Here is a 21,692-nt window from a genome sequence, read left to right as displayed (position 1 = left end):
GGCGTGCGAGATCCTCGCCTCCCCGTGTTTGTTGACATTCAAAACAGTCTCCTTTTCACCCTTGGCAATCCTCCAATTATCTTACGTCTTGGCGTCTTGCGGACGCGGTTGAAGAATAAAAAAAACCTTAAATACTCTGCCTAAAAACTTAACAAGCAAGAATTATACCATGCAGTTAAGAGTTTGCTGCATATTAAAAAAAATTGTGGATCGGGGGGTGAGACCCGATCCACATATTCACATAACAATTATGGTTCGATCGGTTGATGGTTCGATCGAACTCACAAGGGCGAATGTTCAGAAGCCGATCGGCAAAATAAGACCCTCGCGGGCCATGACAGCCTTCGGAAAAGCGATTTGCACATCTTCGGCGATGCGATCGAGAAAATCGTCAGTATGAGCCGGATCATGGTGAAAAATCACCACTCGTTTCACCCGCGCCTCCTTAGCCATTCTCACCGCTTCCTGCCAAGTCGAGTGTCCCCAACCCACCTTCGGAGACTTGGGGTTGTGATATTCCTCGTCTGTGTACATCGCATCGTAAATCAGTACATCAGCGTCGAGGGCTAAATTGTAGACATTCTCATCTAGCCGATCGGGAAAATGCTCAGTATCCGAACAATAAACAACTGATCGTCCCTGCCAACTCACCCGATATCCCATAGCAGTATTCGGGTGATTCAGAGAACCCGTCCTAATCTCAATATCGTCCAGCATCATCGTCTGGTTGTGATTGAGTTCGTAGAAATTCAAATCTGCCTGCAAACCCATCAGCGGCACCGGCGAATTCGAGTGCAACACCCGTTCGACAAAGTGCCTTTTCATGCAATCTCCATCCGGCGGAGTCGCCCCGTAAATATCAAAGCTATTGCCGCGGATGAAAGCTGGGGCGAACAGCGGGAAACCTTGAATGTGATCCCAGTGATAGTGAGTAAAAAACATATAAGCTTGCACGGGCATTTCTTGCACCAACTGGTCTCCCAGCATCCGCAAGCCTGTTCCGCCATCAAAAATCAAGCGTTTGCCAGCGACTCGCATTTCCAAACAAGAAGTATTGCCGCCGTAGCGAACAGTTTCCTGTCCGGGTGTCGGAACACTGCCCCGCACGCCCCAAAACTGTACTACAAAATCATCTATACCTTTTATTGATTCGGAGGGTTGAGGGCAATCAAGGGGAGTTGCCGCTACAGAGGACAAGCTGATTTCCATTTTAAAATTCAGGCTTTAAGGTTCCACATTGTCCGTGATGGCGCAGCAGATGGTCGCACAACACTAAAGCTACCATCGCTTCCACCATTGGCACAGCTCTTGGCAAAACGCAAGGATCGTGCCGTCCTTTGGCAGCCAGCAGGGTTTCTTCGCCCTCTCGGGTAACTGTACGCTGCTGCTGGCGAATTGTCGCAGTTGGCTTGAATGCCGCCCGCAAAATGATATTTTCGCCGTTAGCAATCCCACCCTGAATTCCGCCAGAGCGATTCGTCACTGTACGAATTACACCCTTATCATCAGTATAGTATTCATCATTATGTTCGCTGCCCTTGAGCAGAGTCCCGGCAAACCCGGAACCAATTTCAAAGCCTTTGCTGGCGGGCAATGACATGATGGCTTTAGCCAAGTCGGCTTCGAGTTTGTCGAATACGGGCATTCCCAGACCTTTGGGTACATTGCGGGCGACGCATTCGACTACACCGCCGATCGAATCTCCACTGTCGCGAACTTTTTCGATCAGTTCAATCATTCTTTCGGCACATTCAGCATCTGGACAGCGGACGATGTTGCTTTCTATTTGTTCTAAGGTAACAGTGTCCGGGTCAGCGACACATTCTAAGTCTTTGATGCGTTTGACGTAGCCGACTATTTCGACTCCTGCTGCTTGTTTGAGAATTTTTTTAGCGATCGCGCCTGCTGCTACTCTACCAATTGTCTCCCTCGCCGAACTGCGACCTCCGCCTTGCCAGTTACGAATTCCGTACTTAGCATCGTAGGTAGCGTCAGCGTGAGAAGGGCGGTAGGTAGTCGCCATTTCGCCGTAATCTTGGGGGCGAGTGTCTTGATTGCGGACTAAAATTGCGATCGGCGTTCCCAAAGTTTTGCCTTCAAACACCCCGGACAGAATTTCGCAGGTATCTGCTTCTTTGCGGGGCGTAGTAATTTTGCTTTGGCCAGGGCGGCGGCGATCGAGTTCGGCTTGAATTTCCGATGCGTCGATCGACACCAGGGGCGGGCAACCATCAATTACTACTCCCACACCGCCGCCGTGAGATTCCCCAAATGTCGAGATCCGAAATAAATGCCCAAAGGTATTGCCCATTATGCTTTTCCCTGAAACTTGATAATTTTTAGCTTAAATGGAATAGAGATTTACTGTATTTCTGAAAAATATACCATTGACCAGTAGGCGACAGGCGATCGTCTCACAGCATCACTCCCTTCCCACCCCTAGAAGAATATCTACCAGGGAGAGAGGGAGAGACCGAGAATAGGAGATATCTGGAAACACACTTAAATTCATCCGTGTATCCGTGTCCGAATCCGTGTTGTGCCTTCCTTCTTCTTTAGTCTTCGTGTTCTTCAAAAGGATCTCTCAATTCCTTAGCGGGAGGGCCGAAAGCCGTGTAGATCGAGAAACCGGTGATGGCCACCAGACACACACCGAGAGAAATGCCGAGAACTGCTGCGGGTTCCATATTTTTGATCGATTATGAGTGCTCCACTCTATAATATTACAAAAAATAACAATCCGTCTGAAAGTCTCGTGATTTTAGGCGCTGTACGGTATGGCAGCCAGCCCCCACTCCCCGTTTTCCGAGTCCCCCGGTGGCATTTCTGAGAAATTGCGATCGCAATTAGCGGTAGAAATATGTCAAACTTTTCTGTAGAGATTCATTGCAGGTGACTTATGGCACAACGGACTTGGTTAGGAGATATACTCAAACCCCTTAACTCGGAATACGGCAAGGTAGCCCCCGGCTGGGGAACCACGCTATTGATGAGCGTGTTCATTGGACTGTTTTTCGTGTTCTTGTTGATTATTTTGCAAATCTACAACTCTTCGCTGATTCTGGAGAGTGTGGATATGGATTGGTCGAGCCTAGGCCGCTAAAAATTGATCGCAAAACAGTAAGGCTAAAAGTAAAAGCTGAGGGTTGAGGAGAAAGGGCAAAAGCTAAGTTTTCCCGTTTTTCCTTACCCTTTCCGATTACTTTTGCCATAAATAAACAAAAAGTAACTAAACAAATTGCAGGAGAAAAACCATGAATATTTTTGGCATTGGTTTGCCGGAAATGGCCGTTATTTTTACGATCGCCCTATTGGTATTCGGCCCGAAAAAACTACCTGAAATCGGTCGAAGTATGGGGAAGGCAATTCGCGGCTTTCAAGATGCTTCGCGGGATTTTGAGTCGGAGTTCACGCGGGAAGCCAAGCAGTTAGAAGAAGCAGTAGCAACTAGCAGCAAACCGGAAACTGAAAAACTCACGGCGGCTACTCCCAAGGAAGATAGCACAGACAGTTAAATGAACAACACTCAGAAGTCGGAAACACCAGCGGAGTTAGTGATTCCCCAGCTAATTGTTGGGTTGGGAAATCCCGAACCTAAATACGATCGCACCCGACACAACATAGGCTTTAATGCTGTCGATGCCTTGGCTAAATCTTGGCAGATTTCCCTGTCGGAAAATCGCAAATTTCAAGGCATATTTGGCGAGGGAAACCGGCCGCGGGGACAGAAAATCCGCCTGCTGAAACCTCTAACTTACATGAATCTGTCGGGTCAAGCGATTCGGGCGGCGACGGATTGGTACAAAATACCTGCGGAGTCGGTATTAATAGTATACGATGATATGGATTTGCCGATCGGGAAATTGAGAATGCGGCTTGCCGGTTCTGCCGGCGGACACAACGGGATGAAATCGACAATTTCTCATTTAGGTACAGACAAATTTCCCCGGTTGCGGATTGGCATCGGCAAACCTCAAAACGATATTGCTAAAAATGAGAAAGATACGATTTCCTTCGTGTTAGGAAAATTTTCCTCAGAGGAAAGTCAGTTAGTAGAGAAAGTGCTTAAACTGGTTGTAGAAGCTGTGGAACTGAGTCTGCACCAAGGAGTAGAAAAAGCCATGAGCCTTTACAATAGTCGCACAATTGCAGAAACAAACGCGGAAACAAAAAGGTGAGTTCGAGACGTTTGCCTGAAACAACTGCATATGTCCGGGTTACAGGCCAATCTTGGCAAAAAGGCACGATTGAGGGTGAAGTGACTGCCGGCAATTTTGAGTGGCAGTTTCAGTGGCGTTTCACGTCAGAAAAAACACTGATACTTGAACCTTCTCAGGGTAGGGCATTGATTCAGGAACCGCTGCACCGTTTTTTGGAAAAATGGGATTATCAGCTTGAACCGGGCGGAGATTATTCGTTTACGGTTCGGGCTGAGTTTTAAAATCTTGGTAATGGGAAATGCGGAAAAGGTAATCGGGAATAAAAGCTTCCTGTAGTAGGATATCCCGCTTCCAGTAATTCTTTAATTAATTACGGGAAAAGGCTGTAATGGGAAATTGGGAAAGGGCGATCGGGAAGGCAAACTTTCTCTAGTAGTATCTCCAGATTCCAGTGATTCTTTAATTAAAGCAGGGTTCATCCCTTCTCGGTAAGCCCCGCAATAATACATCGTCAAAACAGCTTTGTAAGCCCAGTGATTGGAAGGTACATCGCTAAAAGGATTTGGCAGGGTTTCAGCCTGATTCTGCACGCAAGCATTGAGAATTTGTTCTCGCGTTTGCTGCACTTGAACTAAAGAAGTATTTGGCTTGAGTGGTTCGGTATTTTGTGCATTGGCGGGAGCCGAAAAGCTGGCACTAATTAGCAGTATAGCTGCGGCAAAAATCGTGACTTTCATAGGTAATTGGGAATTGGGAATTGGGCATTGGGAATGGGTCATTGGTCATTGATAAAATGACAACAGTCAACGGACAACAGTCAACGGACAACTGACTACTGACTACTGGCTGATTTTCGCATTCCCACAGCCAATACACTCAAAAACAACAGCCCGATCGCCCCAGCTAGCGGATTGCCGTTAACTCCTGTCACCCAGTCGGGAACAGATGCCGAATATCGCACTAACTGCCCGATGTTAATCATGTAATATCCCCAGACTAAACCTGCATGAAGCCCGATCGACAAACCCAGCCGATTTTGGCGCGATCTTTTTCCCCAGACCAGAATCAAACCCAGCAACAACAACCCCGGAAACTGCGGCCAACTCCGCAGCATGGCCGCGACAGGTTTGATAAAATGAGATAGGGCAAACAACAGGCTATTCGCCCACAAAGATATTTTATAATTGTAATCCCGTTGCAACTCATCCAGCAACCAACCACGGAATACCAACTCCTCCGCAAAACCGACTCCAAGGGCGCTTAACAGCCCTTCTGCGATGATTCTAGGCAAATTATCAGAATTTTGCCACGCGACTAAGCCGAACAGCCCTTGCACCGCAAATAAGCTGAAAGTGAGCAAAAGCCCGATCGCCAATCCAATTAAAAGCTCAAAACCGTTTTTTCGCGTATTGATTAAACCGTAACTTTTGAGTAATTGGGTTTGTCCGTAAACCTTTTTTCCCCAGATCCGCACCAAAAAGAGAAACTCTGTAAACAACAGCGCCATAGTGAGAATAGTTGCAAGGTTGCTATCTTTAACTAACAAGTAAATTGGTGCTGCTAGGGGCAACCAGATTGATAATAAAGCTAACAGGAAAATTGGGATTCGGAAAAAAAATGGATAACTGGCTATTTGGATTAATTTAGTCATCGATCCTTAAAAAAAAATAAGATTGGTTCGGAATTCTTTAACCACAGAGTACACAGAGTTCACAGAGAGAGATTTGAGATATCTGTACAAAGCAGACAGAGAAAGCTAGAATAGCATTGTATTCGCTGAAACTTTAAACAAAACAGAACTATAAAATAAGGGAACAATGACTGAAGCCTCGGATTTTTCAAATGTCGATCGAGAATTAGATGACACAATTTTAAGCTTCGCAGACATTCAGGCAGAACTCAACCTGCGCCACGCTAAAGATGCTCTGCGAGATATAGTAGAAAATCTCGACTTGACAGTTCAAGAGCGAACTGGACTAGAACCGGAAATTGGCGGGTTGGAGAAAATGCTCGACAAGCTAGAGCGCGCTTGCGTGCAAATAGCTGTGTTTGGGATGGTGGGAAGGGGAAAATCTTCGGTTTTGAACGCGCTGCTAGGTCAAAATGTGTTTGAAACTGGCCCGACTCACGGGGTGACTCGCACCACGACTATTGGCCAATGGGATGTCGGAGAGGGAATTGATGAGAATTTGCCCGATAGACTTTCGCCAGTTATTTACCGTTTGTCGCAAGTAGAATTAATCGACACTCCGGGAATAGATGAAGTTGACGGCGAAACTCGCGAACTTTTAGCCCGCCGCGTTGCTCAACAAGCTGATTTGATTTTGTTTGTAGTTGCTGGCGACATTACGAAGGTGGAATACGCAGCACTTTCGCAGTTGCGGGAAGCCGGGAAACCGATGTTATTAGTGTTTAATAAAATTGACCAGTATCCTGATGCAGACAGGCTGGCAATTTATCATAAAATTCGAGACGATCGCGTGAGAGAATTGTTGTCTCCCGATGAAATTGTGATGGCGGCGGCTTCGCCTTTGACGGCGAGGGCGGTGCGCCGTCCCGACGGAAGTATGGGCGTGCAAATGACTCGCAGTTTGCCACAAGTGCAAGATTTAAAATTAAAGATTTTGGAGATTTTAGACCGAGAAGGTAAATCTTTGGTCGCGCTGAATACGATGCTCTGTGCGGGGGATATTAACGAGCAGTTGGTGCAGCGAAAAATGGAGATTCGCGATGACGCGGCTAATCGAATTATCTGGAATGGGGTAATGACTAAAGCGGTGGCGATCGCACTTAATCCAATTACTGTAGTTGATATTCTTAGCGGTGCGGTAATTGATGTGGTGATGATATTAACTTTATCTAAAGTTTACGGCATTGCGATGACGGAAGCGGGCGCGGTGGAATTGCTGCAAAAGATTGCGATTAGTATGGGGGGAATTACTGCGGGCGAATTGTTGGCTAATTTTGGTTTGAGTTCTTTGAAAGGATTGTTGGGTTTGGCGACGCCGGCGACCGGGGGTTTGGCTTTAGGGCCTTATTTGTCTGTGGCGGTGACGCAAGCTGCGATCGCGGGGGTTTCTTCCTACGGAATCGGTCAAGTTACTAAGGCTTATTTGGCTAATGGTGCTTCTTGGGGAGATGATGGGCCAAAGGCTGTTGTGAGCAAGATTTTGTCTTCTTTGGATGAGGATTCTATTTTAAATCGGATTAAGGAAGAGTTGCGGGCTAAGTTGGATTTGGGCAGTGTGGAAAAACAGAAATTGCAGTGAGAAGAAGCAAAAAGGAAGAAGGCACGACACGGATTTTGACACGGATACACGGATTAATTATCGACAGTGAGTAGTTATTTGTTATTTGTTATTTGTGAGGAACTACCAATAACCAATGCCCGATGCCCGATGCCCGATGCCCGATGTCCAATGCCCGATGCCCGATGCCCGATGCCCAATGCCCGATGCCCGATGCCCGATGCCCGATGCCCGATGCCCAATTCCTAATATTATGTTATTAACGATTTCTACAACTCGCGTTCCTGCTACAGATTTAGGTTATTTGCTGCACAAACATCCCGATCGCCATCAATCCTTTCCGATGACTTTCGGGCAAGCCAGCGTGTTTTATCCAGAGGCAAATGCAGAAAGGTGCACGGCGGCTTTACTCTTAGATGTCGATCCGGTGGGTTTGGTGCGGGGCAAGTCGAAATCGGGCGATCGCCCTCTCGAACAATACGTGAACGATCGCCCCTACGTTGCCTCTTCGTTTCTGTCTGTCGCCCTCGCCAAAGTCTTTAGTACAGCTCTATCCGGTCGCTGCAAAGACCGCCCAGAACTCGCAGAAACAGCTATTCCTTTGACAGTTAATCTGTCGGTTTTGCCCTGTCGCGGTGGCGAGAAGTTCCTGCGGCAAATGTTTGAGCCGCTGGGCTATCAAGTCGCAGCAAAACCCCTGATTCTTGACGAGCAATTTCCCGACTGGGGCGCGAGTCCTTACTTTTCTGTGGAACTGCAAAATACAGTTCGTTTGGCGGATTTGTTAAGCCATCTTTACGTGCTAATTCCCGTGTTGGATGACGACAAACATTATTGGGTGGGCGATGATGAAATTGAGAAGTTATTGCATCACGGCGAAGGTTGGTTGAACGCGCATCCCGCCCGCGAACAAATTGCCAACCGCTATCTGAAACGCCAGCGCCGTCTGACGCGAATTGCTGTGGCACAATTAGCAGAAGAAGATAATATTGACCCTGAGTATCTCGAAGTTTCTCATCAGCAAGAAGAGGAAGTTTTAGAACAGCGAATTAGCTTGAATCAAGAGCGTTTGGAAGCTGTGACGGAGGTTTTAAAGCAAAGTGGTGCTAAGCGAGTGGTAGATTTGGGCTGCGGTGAGGGAAAACTGCTGAAATTGCTTTTGAAAGAAAGCTCGATCGAACAAATTACAGGCGTCGATGTGTCCTTTCGTGCATTGGAAATTGCCAGGGAACGTTTGCAAATCGATCGATTGTCTCCCGCACAGCAATCTCGGATTCAACTAATTCAAAGTTCGCTAATTTATCGGGACAGCCGCTTGACTGGTTTTGATGCGGCGACGGTAATTGAAGTGATCGAACATCTGGATTTAGAACGGTTAGCTGCTTTTGAGCGCGTTTTGTTTGAATTTATCCGACCCAAAAGTGCGATCGTCACAACTCCAAATATTGAATATAATGTTCGGTTTGAAAACTTGCCTGCAGGCAAATTTCGCCACCGGGATCACCGTTTTGAGTGGACAAGGGCCGAATTTCAAACTTGGGCGAATGGGGTTGCCGAACGGTTTGGCTGTGGGGTAGAGTTTCGTTGTGTGGGAAGCGAAGATTTAGAAGTAGGTTCGCCTACGCAAATGGCAATATTCGCCCAGTGAAAATAATACCGACAGTCTGTTTGTGCTTACAATATAGTTAAACTTGGAAAAAAGCAGGCTTCAGCTATGAGTAAATCTATTCAAACCCAGATCGTTAAAATTGACAATTCTCAGGGCATTCGCATCCCCAAATCTTTGTTACATCAAATTGGTATTAGCGAAGCAGTAGAAATCGAAGTTCACGGCGATCGGATCGTCATTCGTGCAGCCCTAAAACCGCGTGCCGGCTGGGAGGAAGCGTTCGCAAAAATGGCACAGCAACATGATGATGTCCTTCTTGATGATGTCACCACTACGGAGTGGGAGGAGGTTGAGTGGCAATGGTAGTCAAACGTTTTGATGTTTTTAACTGGTTCCCAGGCACAGCCCATTGCTGACAACTTAAGACTAAAACCCATAATAAATTTCGCTTTTAGTCGAAGTCTCGATCCCCCTAAATCCCCCTTAGTAAGGGGAGTAGGGGTTGACTTTGAGAAATACTCTTGTCCCCCCCTTATTAAGGGGGGTTAGGGGGGATCTAGACTTCGATACAAACAAGAGAGACGCTCGGTTTTACGCTAACTTTTCACGCCTTGGGCAGAGCCTAGTAACGAGTAAAATCTATACTATTAAACAATGAAAATTACGCTTCCAGAACTATCCCTAGTCGTTCTCATCGGTGCATCCGGTTCCGGCAAATCCACCTTTGCGCGCCAGCATTTCCTACCTACAGAAATCATTTCATCGGATTACTGCCGCGGGTTGGTTTCCGACGACGAAAACAATCAAGCGGCCACCGCTGATGCTTTTGAAGTATTGCATTTAATCGCTGCTAAACGTCTGGCCGCAGGTAAGCTAACTGTGATTGATGCCACCAACGTTCAGCCGGAAAGCCGTAAACCTTTGGTGGAATTAGCCCGAAAATACCATTGCTTTTTGGTTGCTATTGTGCTAGATTTACCAGAAAAATTGTGTGGCGATCGCAATCAACAACGTGCAAACCGCAATTTTGGAAATCATGTAATTCGCCGCCACGTTCAGAATTTAAAGCGATCGCTCAAATCTCTAGATAGGGAAGGATTTCGCTACGTTTACGTCCTCCGTTCCCCAGAGGAAATCGACGCGGTGGAAATCGAGAGACAACCTTTGTGGAACAATCGCAAACACGACTGCGGCCCTTTTGACATCATCGGCGACGTTCACGGATGCTGCGACGAATTGGAACAATTGCTGCAACAGTTGGGCTATCAAATTATCGAAAAATCCAGCGAATCCGATTTGGGGAATTTTCCCACCTACGCGCACCCAGAAGGCCGTAAAGCCGTGTTTTTGGGCGATTTGGTCGATCGGGGCCCGCGCATTCTCGACACCCTCAAACTCGTGCGAAACATGGTACTCGCAGAAACAGCCTTATGCGTGCCTGGAAATCACGACATCAAACTGCTGCGAAAACTCAACGGCAAAAATGTCAAAATCAACCACGGACTCGAACAAACCTTAGCAGAAATTGCCGCTTTACCGGATGAATCCCGCGAATCAGCAGTACGAGAAATCCGCCAGTTTCTAGATAGTTTGATTGGGCATTACGTCCTCGATGGCGGAAAATTAGTCGTCGCCCACGCCGGGATGAAAGCTGAATTTCAGGGACGCGCATCGGGCCGGGTTCGAGATTTCGCGTTGTACGGAGAAACAACTGGCGAAATCGATGAATTCGGCTTGCCCGTCCGCTACAATTGGGCCGCCGAATATCGAGGTCAGGCAGCGGTTGTTTACGGACACACCCCCGTTCCAGAAACAGAATGGTTGAACAATACTGTTGATATTGACACCGGCTGCGTTTTCGGAGGCAAACTAACAGCTTTGCGGTATCCCGAAAGAGAATTTGTCAGCGTTCCTGCTGCTAGAATTTACTGCGAACCTGCCAAACCGATCCTCTTTCAAGACAGCCGAACTCCACTTAACAATACAGACATTAATTCACCCGTTATCAATAGCGGTTTGGCCGCAGTGAATATCACCGTCCAACAGCAGTTTGATGACGTACTGGACATTAGCGACGTACTCGGAAAACGCATTATTTCCACTCGCCTGCAAAGTAACATTACGATTAAAGAAGAAAATGCGATCGCAGCCCTAGAAGTAATGAGTCGGTTTGCCGCCAATCCCAAATGGCTGATTTATTTGCCGCCCACAATGTCTCCCGCTGCTACCTCCAACGAACCTGGATTTTTAGAACATCCAGCCGAAGCATTTAGCTACTACCAACAGCAGGGCATACCGACAGTTGTGTGCGAAGAAAAGCACATGGGTTCCCGTGCAGTTGCGATTGTTTGCCGCGACGCACAGGCAGCTTTACGCCGCTTTGGCATTCTCAGTGAGAGTATGGGCATTTGCTACACCCGCACGGGACGGCATTTTTTCGATAATTCTACCTTAGAAACAGAATTTTTAGCGCGGGTAAATGTCGCTCTCACTGCGAGCAATTTTTGGGAGAATTTTCAAACCGATTGGGTGTGTTTGGACTGCGAATTAATGCCTTGGTCAGCCAAAGCTCAAGGTTTATTGAAAGAGCAATACGCCGCCGTGGGAACAGCATCTCGTCACGGGTTTGCGGAGGCGATTAAGAACTTAGAACAGGCAAACCAGCGGGGAGTTGAAATTAATTCTTTGCTAACCAGCTACCAAGAACGAGCCGAACTAGCCGATCGCTATGTTCATGCCTACCAGCGCTACTGCTGGCCAGTGAAATCCATCTCAGACCTCAAATTAGCGCCTTTCCACATCTTGGCAACCGAGGGAACTGTTCACACTGACAAAAATCACTGTTGGCACATGGAACAGATTTCACAAATTTGTAAAGCTGACCCGGAATTCCTGTTAGCTACTGAATACAAAATAGTTGAAATTGCAGATTTTGACAGCCAATTGGCAGGGATTCAATGGTGGGAAAAACTGACGGCGGCGGGAGGCGAAGGAATGGTTGTTAAACCAATGGATTTTATTGTTAAAAATAGGAAAGGACTCGTACAGCCTGCGGTAAAATGTCGCGGTAAAGAGTATTTGCGAATTATTTATGGTCTGGAATATTCTTTGCCGGAACATTTAGAAAAACTGCGATCGCGCGGGCTTTCCGGCAAGCGTTCTTTGGCGTTGCGAGAGTTTGCTCTCGGTGTAGAAGCATTGGAGAGATTTGTTGCGGGTGCTCCTTTGAGACAAGTTCACGAGTGCGTTTTCGGAGTTTTAGCGATGGAGAGCGAACCTGTAGATCCGAGGCTGTAATCGGAAGGTAGAAAGCAGGCGAAAATCTCGACTTGACAGTAATCTGGCAGGGGTTTAAACCCCTGCCTCAAAGCTAAATTTGTCTGAAGACAATTTAACAAATTATTAGGAAAACAACCAATTACCAATTACCAATTATTACTGTATCTTACTAACTCAGAACTTAGGTAATTGGCACCGATTGGGCGACTGCGGCAAATAAGGTGCGCCATGTACACCCTACTTTAATTCCGCGAATCGGCGGCTTAACATCCAATAAGGTTCAGTTAAAACTATTTAGTCCTCGGAGATCCCCCTAAATCCCCCTTAAGAAGGGGGACGCAAGAGTAATTTCTTGTCCCCCCCTTTTTAAGGGGGGCTAGGGGGGATCGAGCTTAACTGAGCCGTATTGGCTTAACATCAGGTTTTTAACCCTAATTGCCTCCTATTTGTAACCTCTATTTTTCTCCGACCAAATGCGGGTTGGTAGTCCCCAAACATAGACAAATCCTTCGGCAGCTTTGTGATCGAATTCGTCCTCTGCGCCGTAGGTTGCTAAGTCGAAACTGTACAGAGAATTGTCAGATTTGCGGCCGACAATCGTGGCATTTCCTTTGAATAGTTTGAGCCGCACGGTTCCAGTTACTCGCTTTTGCGTGTCCTGAATAAATGCGTCTAAAGCTGTTTTCAAAGGATTGTACCACAGGCCGTTGTAAATCATTTGGCTGTAGGTTTCTTCGATGCCTCGCTTGTACCGCGTCACATCTGCTGTCAGCGTCAAACTTTCTAAGTCTCGGTGCGCGTGCATCAAAACTAAAATCGCTGGTGTTTCGTAAATTTCCCGCGATTTAATCCCGACGAGGCGGTTTTCAATCATGTCAATCCGGCCGACTCCGTGGTTTCCAACTATTTCGTTGAGTTGGGAAATTAAGGCGACTGGTGATAACTCTTTGCCGTTCAAAGTGACAGGATTTCCGAACTCGAAACCGATTTCTATGTATTCGGGTGTGTCGGGAGTTTGTTCGATCGCCTTTGTCATCAAATACACCTCTTCCGGCGGTTCCGCCCAAGGATCTTCGAGGATTCCGGCTTCGATTGCCATTCCCAATAAGTTGCGATCGATACTGTAAGGCGAAGACTTTTTCACGGGCGACGGAATGCCGCATCTTTCGCCGTATGCGATCGTTTCCTCGCGGCTCATTTTCCACTCCCGCGCTGGTGCTAAGATTTTAATCTTGGGGTTGAGCGCGCCGATCGACACATCGAACCGCACCTGATCGTTTCCCTTACCTGTACAACCGTGGGCGATCGCATCTGCACCGTATTTTTGGGCAGCTTCTACTAACAATTTAGCAATCAGCGGGCGAGCCAGGGCAGTCGAAAGGGGATAACGGTTTTCATACAGTGCGTTAGCTTGAATCGCTGGAAACGCATAGTCTTTGACAAATTCTTCCGTAGCATCAATAACTAAAGATTCCGAAGCACCGGATGCTAAAGCTTTTTTGCGGATCGGTTCTAATTCGTCTCCCTGTCCCAAATCTGCGGCCAGAGTAATTACTTCTTCAACACCCCACTCGTTTTTGAGGTAAGGAATGCAGACGGAGGTATCGACTCCGCCGGAATATGCTAGGACAACTTTTTTAGCGCGACTCATTGGTATTTACATCCTGAATTTAACTGACATCTTGCACCCGCTGTGAATCAGCCTTTTAGGGGCGGGCTTTTCGGCCCAACCCCTACTCCCCACAATAAAATTAAATTTTTGTGGCACAGGCATCTTGCCTGTTCGGGAGAATAGTGTAAGATGCCGGCCCCACAATAAAATTAAATTTTTGTGGAACAGGCATCTTGCCTGTTCTGGAGAATGGTGCAAGATGTGATATTTAACCGACTTTTCATTATGCACCTAATTGAGATCGATTCTTGTCAGAAATAGTACAGATTTATATATTCTTTTTTTGCTAAACTTGGCTATTTACCGGGGGAGTTGCTGGGGAAAATCTGCTACCGTGGGATACGGTAACTGTGGCGATGGGGAAAAACCGTGTTTTTTAGTGTTGTGATTCCGACGTATAATCGTAAACCGATTTTGGCCAAATGTCTACTGGCTTTGGAAAATCAGCAGTTCGGTGAGATTGTCAGAGAGTATGAAGTAATTGTCGTGGACGACGGTTCGACGGACGGGACGCTGGAGTGGTTGGCTGCAGATGCCGACTTGTTGCCTCATGTGCGATCGATCTGTCAATCTCACCAAGGCCCCGCCGCTGCCCGCAATTTGGGTGTTGAAGATGCTAAGGGCGATACGATTATTTTTATTGACAGCGATTTGGTGGTAACAGAGCATTTTTTGCAAGCACACGCCGATGCTTTACTACAGGGTTACAAAGATACGGATGCTGTTTTTACTTACGGCAGCGTGATTAATACTTGCAATTTCGACAATCCTACCTCAGAACCTTACAAAATCACCGATTTTTCGGCGGCTTATTTTGCTACGGGAAATGTGGCGATCGCCCGCCACTGGCTGCTGGCTGCTGGACTTTTTGACAATCGCTTTCAACTGTACGGATGGGAAGATTTAGAGTTGGGAGTTAGGTTGAAAAAATTAGGTTTAAAACTCATTAAATGTCCGGCGGCGGTCGGCTATCACTGGCATCCACCTTTTAGTTTAGAGCAAATTCCGGGCATGATTGACCGCGAAATTCAGCGCGGTAGAATGGGAGTTTTATTTTATCAAAAACACCCAAGTTGGGAAGTACGGATGATGATTCAAATGACTGTTTTGCACCAAATACTGTGGGGAGTTTTATCATTAGGTGGGATGCTTAACGAGCGAACGATGACTCCTTTTTTGCAGTGGTTGATTGACCAAGGCAAGCCCCAGCTAGCTTTAGAAATTGCTCGGATTTTTCTGAATTGGTATAACGTGAAAGCCGTGTACGCCGCTTGCGGGGAATTGCAGGCAGAGAACAGGATACCATAAATCAGCCCGACAGCGCAAATAAAATATAATATATTGTAGGAGTTTTTCAGGGCCCATTGGTGTCAACTTAAGCTCATAATTAGTAAAGGTATACTCTTTGACAATTATGCCTACACTGCCCTAGCGCTGCTTCAGAAGAGGGATTTAGGGAACAGGGCCGTTTCGGGGCAACCACGGGGGGATTTCCCTACGAAAAACCCGGCTTTTGTAGGGGCGGTGCCAAGAATGGCCACCCCCACCCAGAGATGATTTCATGAACATTTCAGGCATCGGTGGAACCACGGGGGGTTTGCCCCTACAATAAAATGAAACCGCCCTGGATTTAGGGAACTCAAGACATGGATACAAACCAGAAAAAAAAAGAACTTTAGTCTTAAGTTGACACCCATGTTCCGGCCTGTTTTAATTAACCTTTCGAGTGTGGGTATCTAGTGACAAAATACAATAGAGAGCCACCTGGTAAAGGGAGGAAAAACCTGGTTATAAAAATTAAAAATTGTCCAAGTAAAAGTTTTCCCTTTAATCAAAATTGCTTGCTTGGCCTGTGATTTGAGGAATCTCTGCTGTTTTCTCACTGGGCTCCGAGAATTTGAGCCACCAACATTTTCAAAAGAGCATTGTTTTTGATATAATGACAGATAATTTAGGAGTGTGCTATATAGTCAATAGTTGTGCTGGTTCATCGGAGAGTGTTAGCTACAAGCGGTTAATGATTTTAAAAATATTCCCACATATACAACTTGAATAGTTGGAGGGTTTGCTGTGAATACAACTGACGATAAAAATCCCAGACTAGAAACAATTAGACTTCAAAACACTGTATTACAAGAAAATATTTTAATGGTGGACGACCATCCAGAAAGCTTGCGGCTTTTATCCCAGCTTTTGTCGAAGCGGGGATATAAAGTGCGGCCGACACGAGATGGCAAATTGGCTCTTAACTTTGCTCTGTCGAGTCCACCAGACTTGATTTTGCTGGACATCATGATGCCCGGTATGGATGGCTATCAAGTCTGCGAACAGCTAAAAGCTTGTCCGCAAACCAAAGATATTCCTGTGATTTTTATTAGCTGTTTCGATGAAGTTTTTGATAAAGTCAAAGCTTTTTCACTGGGGGCGGCAGACTACATTACTAAACCATTCCAAACAGAAGAGGTGGTGAGTCGCGTCGAAAATCAACTGCTTCTGAGCCGTCTTTATAAACAAATTATAGCACAAAATGCGCGATTGCAAGCAGAAATAGAAGAACGCAAGCGGATCGAAGCCGAACTCCGAGACAGCCAACGCTGGCAGTCGGCAGTAATTCAAACACATCCTAATCTTTTGTACGTTTCCGATTTGATTGAACAGCGAACTCTGTATATCAACCGCGAAATATATAGCGATATTGGCTACACCCTTGAAGAAATCCAGCAGATGGCAGGAGGATTTCTTCCTAACTTAATACACCCTGACGATTTGCCAGGATTCTCAGAACACCTGAGCAGGATTGAGGCAGCAAAAGACGGTGAAAGCTTTGAGTGTGAGTACCGAATTCAGCACAAAAATGGTGAATATCGGTGGTTTGTTAGCGTGGATACAGTGTTTGCCAGAACACCCGACGACAAACCTTGGAAAATTTTAGGAACCGCTACTGAAATTAGCGATCGCAAACAAGCAGAACTCGAACTTAAAACAGCTTTAGCTGCTTTGGAACGGCAAATTAAGCAAAGATTTTTGCTAGAAACAATTACTCTGGAAATTCGCTACAGCTTAAAGCAGGAGCAAGTTTTTCAAACAGCGACGGCCCAAATTGGTCGTATTTTTAATGCGGATTGCTGCTTGTTTCACACCTACACAGAACACCCTATTCCCAGAATTGTTAATGTCGCTGAGTACAGAAAATCCGCATTCAAATCCCTTTTAGATTTAGAAATACCCATAGATGGCAATCCTCACGTTCAGTTTTTATTGTCCCAAGATCAAGCTGTAGTTTCTGACGATGTTTTTTCCGAACCGCTGCTAGAAAACGTCCGAGATTTGTGCGGTCAAATAGGTTTGAAGTCGATGATATCCATCCGCACTTCCTACCAGGGAAAAGCCAACGGAATGATATGCTTGCACCAGTACGATCGCCCGCGCCACTGGACACCAGATGAGATCGGATTATTGAAAACTGTGGCGGCACAAATGGGAATTGCGATCGCTCAAGCAAATCTTCTCGAACAAGATAAACAACAGCGACTTAAACTTCAACAAAGCGAAGCTAGTCTAGCAGCAGCCCAGAAAATTGCCCATATCGGCAGTTGGGAATTTGATTTAGTCACAAATAAAATCACTTGGTCAGAAGAAGTATTCCGCATTTTTGGTCTTGACTCAAGTGCAACTGAACCGACATCTGCCCAACTTTTAAAGATGTGTCATCCCGACGACAGAGAATTATTTCAACAAACAGTCAGCCTGACTATCTCACAAGGAATTTCCTACAAAAGAGAGTTCCGGTTTTTGCATCCTAGCGGTCAAATTATCTACGTGGAAGGAAGGGGAGAAGCTGTTTTTAGCGATACTGGGGAAGTAATCAAACTGTTGGGAACAGTGATGGATATTAGCGATCGAAAACAAGCCGAAGCAGCTTTGCAAATTAGCGAAGAACGTTTTTATCTGGCATTTGAAGGCAGTGCGATGGGATTGTGGGATTGGAATCTGGCCACGGGAGAAGTCTATTTTAATCCTCGGTGGAAAATGATGCTGGGATATGAAGTAGAGGAGGTAGAAAATAGTTTTGCATCCTGGGAGAAACTGGTACATCCAGAGGATTTGTCTCCGGCTCAAGCAGCGCTCAATGCTCACCTGGAAGGCAAAAATCCTACTTACGAAGTGGAATTTAGGATGCTGACAAAATCCGGCGAGTGGAAGTGGATTTTAGCTCAAGCAAAGGTGATGGAACACGATGCTTCGGGAAATCCTTTACGGATGACGGGCACGCATATTGATATTAGCGATCGTAAACAAGCCGAAGTAGAGTTGCAATTTAGCGAACAGCGAGAACGAGAAAAAGCGCAACAGTTAGAAAAAACTCTGGCAGACTTAAAAAAGGCTCAATCTCAGCTTATTCAATCCGAAAAAATGTCAAGTATCGGGCAAATGGTAGCGGGAGTAGCCCATGAAATTAATAACCCGATCAGCTTCATCTACGGCAATATTATTCCCGCTGCACAGTACGCTCGCGATTTGGTAAAATTGATCGAGCTCTACCAGCAATACTATCCTGAACCAGTTCCTGAAATAGCCCAAGAATTGGCAGAAGTCGAGGTGGATTTTATAGCTGGCGATTTCCCCAAAATCATGGCTTCAATGCAAGAGGGTGCTAACCGAATTAAGCAGATAGTGCTGTCTTTGAGAAACTTTTCGCGACTTGACGAAACAGAGCGAAAAGTAATAGACATTCATGAAGGGATAGAGAGCACTTTGGTGATTTTGCAGCACCGATTGCAGTCACAGCCAAAACGTCAGGAAATTCAACTTATTAAAAATTACGGGAAACTGCCCAAAGTCGAGTGTTATCCGGCTCAATTAAACCAGGTATTTATGAATTTGCTGGTGAATGCGATCGACGCTATAGAAGAGTCATCAGCCCACTGTACTTGCAAAGTTCACCAGATTCGCATTGTTACTGAAGTCAGCGGAGAAAATCAAGTGCGTGTGCGGATTTCTGACAGCGGGTCCGGTATCTGTCCCGAAGTTCAGTCAAGGATGTTTGACCCGTTTTTTACTACCAAACCGATCGGCAGCGGCACTGGTTTGGGGTTGTCGATTAGTTACCAAATTATTAAAGACACCCACGGTGGTAAGTTGGAGTGTCATTCAGAAGTGGGCCAAGGAACAGAATTTGCGATCGAACTGCCGATTTCGCAAAAGTTGAAAGTTAAAAGTTAGGATAAGCTGTTAAAGGATGGGCGGTAAATTAACCATAATTCTTGTAAGGGCCGGTTCACCAACCATCTATAATATCAGCCAGAGATGAGCCTAAACCCACCCCGACCGTAAGACTGGGGGCAATTAACGGATATCATATTAATTGTCTATCAGAACCTATTTTACAGTGCGTCATAACCTGACATTTTCTCCAGTATTTCCTGCGAACGGTCTGTCACTTAGTGTAATCTCATCTTAAACATGATATAGTAAAGAGTTAGCCTTTTGGGGCTCCAGACGTTGCGCTGCTAAAATTAGTAGTGAATATTACAGTTGCTCTTATACAAACTCTGTCAACATACGTCTGCTGTAGCGTCTACCACATTTTTACTGAATTATGACTGACTCAATTCGCTTCCTCATGTGCGCTCCCGACCACTACGATGTAGACTACGTGATTAATCCGTGGATGGAGGGAAATGTCCATAAATCATCGCGCGATCGCGCCGTCGAACAGTGGGAAAAACTTTACCACGTCCTCAAAGAAAACGCCGTGGTAGACCTCGTACCGCCCGCAAAAGGCTGGCCGGATATGGTTTTCACCGCCAACGCAGGCTTACTTTTAGGCAATACCTTCGTCCTCAGCCGTTTCTATCACAAAGAACGCCAAGGCGAAGAACCCTATTTCAAAGCATGGTTTGAAAGCAAAGGTTTCACCGTGCACGAACTCCCGAAAGACTTGCCGTTTGAGGGCGCTGGCGATGCTTTGCTCGATCGCGAAGGACGCTGGTTGTGGGCCGGATACGGCTTCCGTTCCGAACTCGACTCGCACCCGTTACTAGCAAAATGGCTCAACATAGAAGTGCTTTCGCTGCGTTTAGTTGACGAACGTTTCTATCACCTAGACACCTGTTTTTGTCCTCTGACAGGCGGCTATTTGCTCTACTATCCAGCAGCATTTGACTCCTACTCAAACCGCTTAATTGAAATGCGAGTTGCGCCGGAAAAACGCATTGCTATTGAAGAAGCCGATGCCGCAAATTTTGCTTGCAATGCGGTCAATATTGACAAAGTTGTGGTAATGAACAAGGTTAGCGAAGCCTTAAAATCGCGCATTACTCAGGCCGGTTTTCAAGTAATTGAAACGCCGATGAGCGAATTTCTGAAAGCGGGCGGCGCATGTAAGTGTTTGACCCTGCGGGTAACGGAACCGGTGCAAGAAGATCGATCGGCAAACGTGATGGTAGAAAGCCGCACAATTCGCATGGAAGGTCACTTGCTCGATGCGGGTTTAATCAGCCGCGCTTTAGACTTAATTGTCGATCTCGGTGGCAGTTTCCAAGTGCTCAATTTCAATCTGGGAGAGCAGCGGCAAAGTACATCATCTGCCGACGTTAAAGTTTCGGCACCTTCCCACGATGTGATGGAAGAAATGATGGGAATGCTGATTGACTTGGGTGCAGTGCCGCCACCACAAGAGATTTGCGACGCTATTTTAGAACCGGTAGTGCAAGATGGTGTCGGCCCAGACGACTTTTATGTGAGTACAATTTATCCCACGGAAGTGCGGGTAAATGGTCAGTGGGTGAAAGCACAAAATCAGCGGATGGATGGAGCAGTTGCTATTACTGAAACTGCTGATGGCCCAGTGGCTAAATGCAAATTATTGCGCGACTTGAAAGTAGGAGAAAAAGTCGTTGTTGATGTGGTCGGCATCCGCACAATCCGCAAAACAGAATCGCGGGAACAGCGCAATTCTCAAGAATTCAGTTTTATGTCCGGCAGCGTTTCTAGCGAGCGCCGCGTAGAATTGGTAGTAGAACAAGTAGCGTGGGAATTGCGCCAAATTCGCGATCGGGGTGGCAAAGTTGTAGTTACGGCGGGGCCGGTGGTAATCCATACTGGCGGTGGCGAACATTTAGCGCATTTGATTCGCGAAGGTTATGTACAAGCGTTGTTAGGTGGAAATGCGATCGCAGTTCACGACATGGAACAATCGAATATGGGAACCTCTTTAGGGGTTGACATGAAACGCGGTGTTGCTGTGCGGGGTGGACACCGGCACCACTTGAAAATAATTAACACTGTGCGGCGTTACGGGAGTATTGCAAAAGCTGTTGAAGCCGGCTTGGTTACTAACGGTGTGATGTACGAGTGTGTGAAGAACAATATACCGTTTTCCCTAGCAGGTTCGATCCGCGATGATGGCCCGCTTCCCGACACGCAAATGGATTTAGTTAAGGCTCAAGAAGAATATACTGAGCTGTTACGCGGTGCGGATATGGTGTTAATGCTGTCGTCTATGCTGCACTCAATTGGTGTGGGAAATATGACGCCGGCGGGTGTGAAGATGGTCTGTGTGGACATTAATCCGGCGGTGGTGACGAAATTGAGCGATCGGGGGTCGATCGAGTCTATTGGAGTTGTTACCGATGTGGGATTGTTCCTAAGTTTGTTGGTGAATCAATTGGATAAGTTGACTAGCCGCCATCATGTAGCTCAATCTGTTTAGATTCGGCGGT

17 protein-coding genes are annotated in these 21,692 nt (G+C 46.4%); 11 read left to right on the top strand and 6 right to left on the bottom strand.

The features are described from left to right. Positions 1-297 precede the first annotated feature (297 nt). The 3 genes from QUB11_RS00620 to psbN all read right to left on the bottom strand — a co-directional run bounded on the left by QUB11_RS00620 (position 298) and on the right by psbN (position 2,687). Complete coding sequence (locus tag QUB11_RS00620; RefSeq protein ID WP_015176005.1) at positions 298-1,209, bottom strand: MBL fold metallo-hydrolase; 912 nt, start codon at positions 1,207-1,209, stop codon at positions 298-300. A gap of 1 nt (position 1,210) precedes the next feature. Further along, the gene (gene aroC / locus QUB11_RS00615; RefSeq protein ID WP_333389409.1) at positions 1,211-2,311 is read right to left on the bottom strand and encodes a chorismate synthase; all 1,101 of its coding nucleotides are present in this window, start codon (positions 2,309-2,311) and stop codon (positions 1,211-1,213) included. Between the two features lie 244 nt (positions 2,312-2,555). Next, on the bottom strand, positions 2,556-2,687 hold the full coding sequence (gene psbN / locus QUB11_RS00610; RefSeq protein WP_190742515.1) for a photosystem II reaction center protein PsbN: 132 nt from the start codon (positions 2,685-2,687) through the stop codon (positions 2,556-2,558). A 212-nt stretch (positions 2,688-2,899) separates the two neighbouring features. Between psbN and psbH the strand changes: the two genes are divergently transcribed. The 4 genes from psbH to QUB11_RS00590 all read left to right on the top strand — a co-directional run bounded on the left by psbH (position 2,900) and on the right by QUB11_RS00590 (position 4,441). Beyond that, positions 2,900-3,103: a photosystem II reaction center phosphoprotein PsbH gene (psbH, locus tag QUB11_RS00605; protein ID WP_015176007.1), complete on the top strand. Its 204-nt coding sequence runs from the start codon at positions 2,900-2,902 to the stop codon at positions 3,101-3,103. A 151-nt stretch (positions 3,104-3,254) separates the two neighbouring features. Beyond that, positions 3,255-3,515, top strand: coding sequence for a TatA/E family twin arginine-targeting protein translocase (locus QUB11_RS00600; protein WP_006633691.1), 261 nt, complete (start codon positions 3,255-3,257; stop codon positions 3,513-3,515). After that, positions 3,516-4,178 (top strand): aminoacyl-tRNA hydrolase, encoded by a 663-nt coding sequence (gene pth / locus QUB11_RS00595; protein WP_333389406.1) that lies wholly within the window; start codon positions 3,516-3,518, stop codon positions 4,176-4,178. After that, a complete protein-coding gene (locus tag QUB11_RS00590; RefSeq protein WP_332958583.1) occupies positions 4,175-4,441 on the top strand; it encodes a DUF3146 family protein in 267 nt (88 codons plus the stop codon). The genes pth and QUB11_RS00590 overlap by 4 nt, the downstream gene beginning before the upstream one ends. Positions 4,442-4,522: 81 nt before the next feature. On the opposite strand, the gene QUB11_RS00585 is transcribed toward QUB11_RS00590, so the two are convergent. Both QUB11_RS00585 and QUB11_RS00580 read right to left on the bottom strand, forming a co-directional pair. Next, positions 4,523-4,897: an S-layer protein gene (locus QUB11_RS00585; RefSeq protein ID WP_333389404.1), complete on the bottom strand. Its 375-nt coding sequence runs from the start codon at positions 4,895-4,897 to the stop codon at positions 4,523-4,525. A 95-nt stretch (positions 4,898-4,992) separates the two neighbouring features. Further along, positions 4,993-5,811: a type II CAAX endopeptidase family protein gene (locus QUB11_RS00580; protein ID WP_333389402.1), complete on the bottom strand. Its 819-nt coding sequence runs from the start codon at positions 5,809-5,811 to the stop codon at positions 4,993-4,995. Between the two features lie 166 nt (positions 5,812-5,977). On the opposite strand from QUB11_RS00580, the gene QUB11_RS00575 reads away from it, so the two are divergent. The 4 genes from QUB11_RS00575 to QUB11_RS00560 all read left to right on the top strand — a co-directional run bounded on the left by QUB11_RS00575 (position 5,978) and on the right by QUB11_RS00560 (position 12,314). Further along, positions 5,978-7,429, top strand: coding sequence for a GTP-binding protein (locus tag QUB11_RS00575; RefSeq protein WP_333198795.1), 1,452 nt, complete (start codon positions 5,978-5,980; stop codon positions 7,427-7,429). 115 nt (positions 7,430-7,544) lie between these two features. Continuing rightward, positions 7,545-9,056, top strand: coding sequence for a 3' terminal RNA ribose 2'-O-methyltransferase Hen1 (locus QUB11_RS00570; RefSeq protein ID WP_333389400.1), 1,512 nt, complete (start codon positions 7,545-7,547; stop codon positions 9,054-9,056). Between the two features lie 66 nt (positions 9,057-9,122). Beyond that, entirely contained in the window at positions 9,123-9,383 is a 261-nt protein-coding gene (locus tag QUB11_RS00565) for an AbrB/MazE/SpoVT family DNA-binding domain-containing protein (RefSeq protein ID WP_333389399.1), read from the top strand. Positions 9,384-9,671: 288 nt separating this feature from the next. Then, on the top strand, positions 9,672-12,314 hold the full coding sequence (locus QUB11_RS00560) for a polynucleotide kinase-phosphatase (protein ID WP_333389397.1): 2,643 nt from the start codon (positions 9,672-9,674) through the stop codon (positions 12,312-12,314). 424 nt (positions 12,315-12,738) lie between these two features. On the opposite strand, the gene QUB11_RS00555 is transcribed toward QUB11_RS00560, so the two are convergent. Continuing rightward, on the bottom strand, positions 12,739-13,947 hold the full coding sequence (locus tag QUB11_RS00555) for an argininosuccinate synthase (RefSeq protein ID WP_333198789.1): 1,209 nt from the start codon (positions 13,945-13,947) through the stop codon (positions 12,739-12,741). A gap of 390 nt (positions 13,948-14,337) precedes the next feature. Between QUB11_RS00555 and QUB11_RS00550 the strand changes: the two genes are divergently transcribed. The 3 genes from QUB11_RS00550 to argZ all read left to right on the top strand — a co-directional run bounded on the left by QUB11_RS00550 (position 14,338) and on the right by argZ (position 21,682). Beyond that, positions 14,338-15,276 (top strand): glycosyltransferase, encoded by a 939-nt coding sequence (locus QUB11_RS00550; RefSeq protein ID WP_333389395.1) that lies wholly within the window; start codon positions 14,338-14,340, stop codon positions 15,274-15,276. 762 nt (positions 15,277-16,038) lie between these two features. Next, positions 16,039-19,191 carry a PAS domain-containing protein gene (locus QUB11_RS00545; RefSeq protein ID WP_333389393.1) on the top strand — a complete coding sequence of 1,051 codons (3,153 nt, stop codon included), beginning with the start codon at positions 16,039-16,041 and terminating at the stop codon, positions 19,189-19,191. Between the two features lie 376 nt (positions 19,192-19,567). Beyond that, complete coding sequence (gene argZ, locus QUB11_RS00540; protein ID WP_333389391.1) at positions 19,568-21,682, top strand: bifunctional arginine dihydrolase/ornithine cyclodeaminase; 2,115 nt, start codon at positions 19,568-19,570, stop codon at positions 21,680-21,682. Positions 21,683-21,692: the final 10 nt, after the last annotated feature.

Origin of the sequence: Microcoleus sp. B6-A1 (assembly GCF_036705085.1) — a bacterium.
Taxonomy (GTDB): Bacteria; Cyanobacteriota; Cyanobacteriia; order Cyanobacteriales; family Microcoleaceae; genus Microcoleus.
This window is presented reverse-complemented; position numbering and strand designations above follow the sequence as displayed.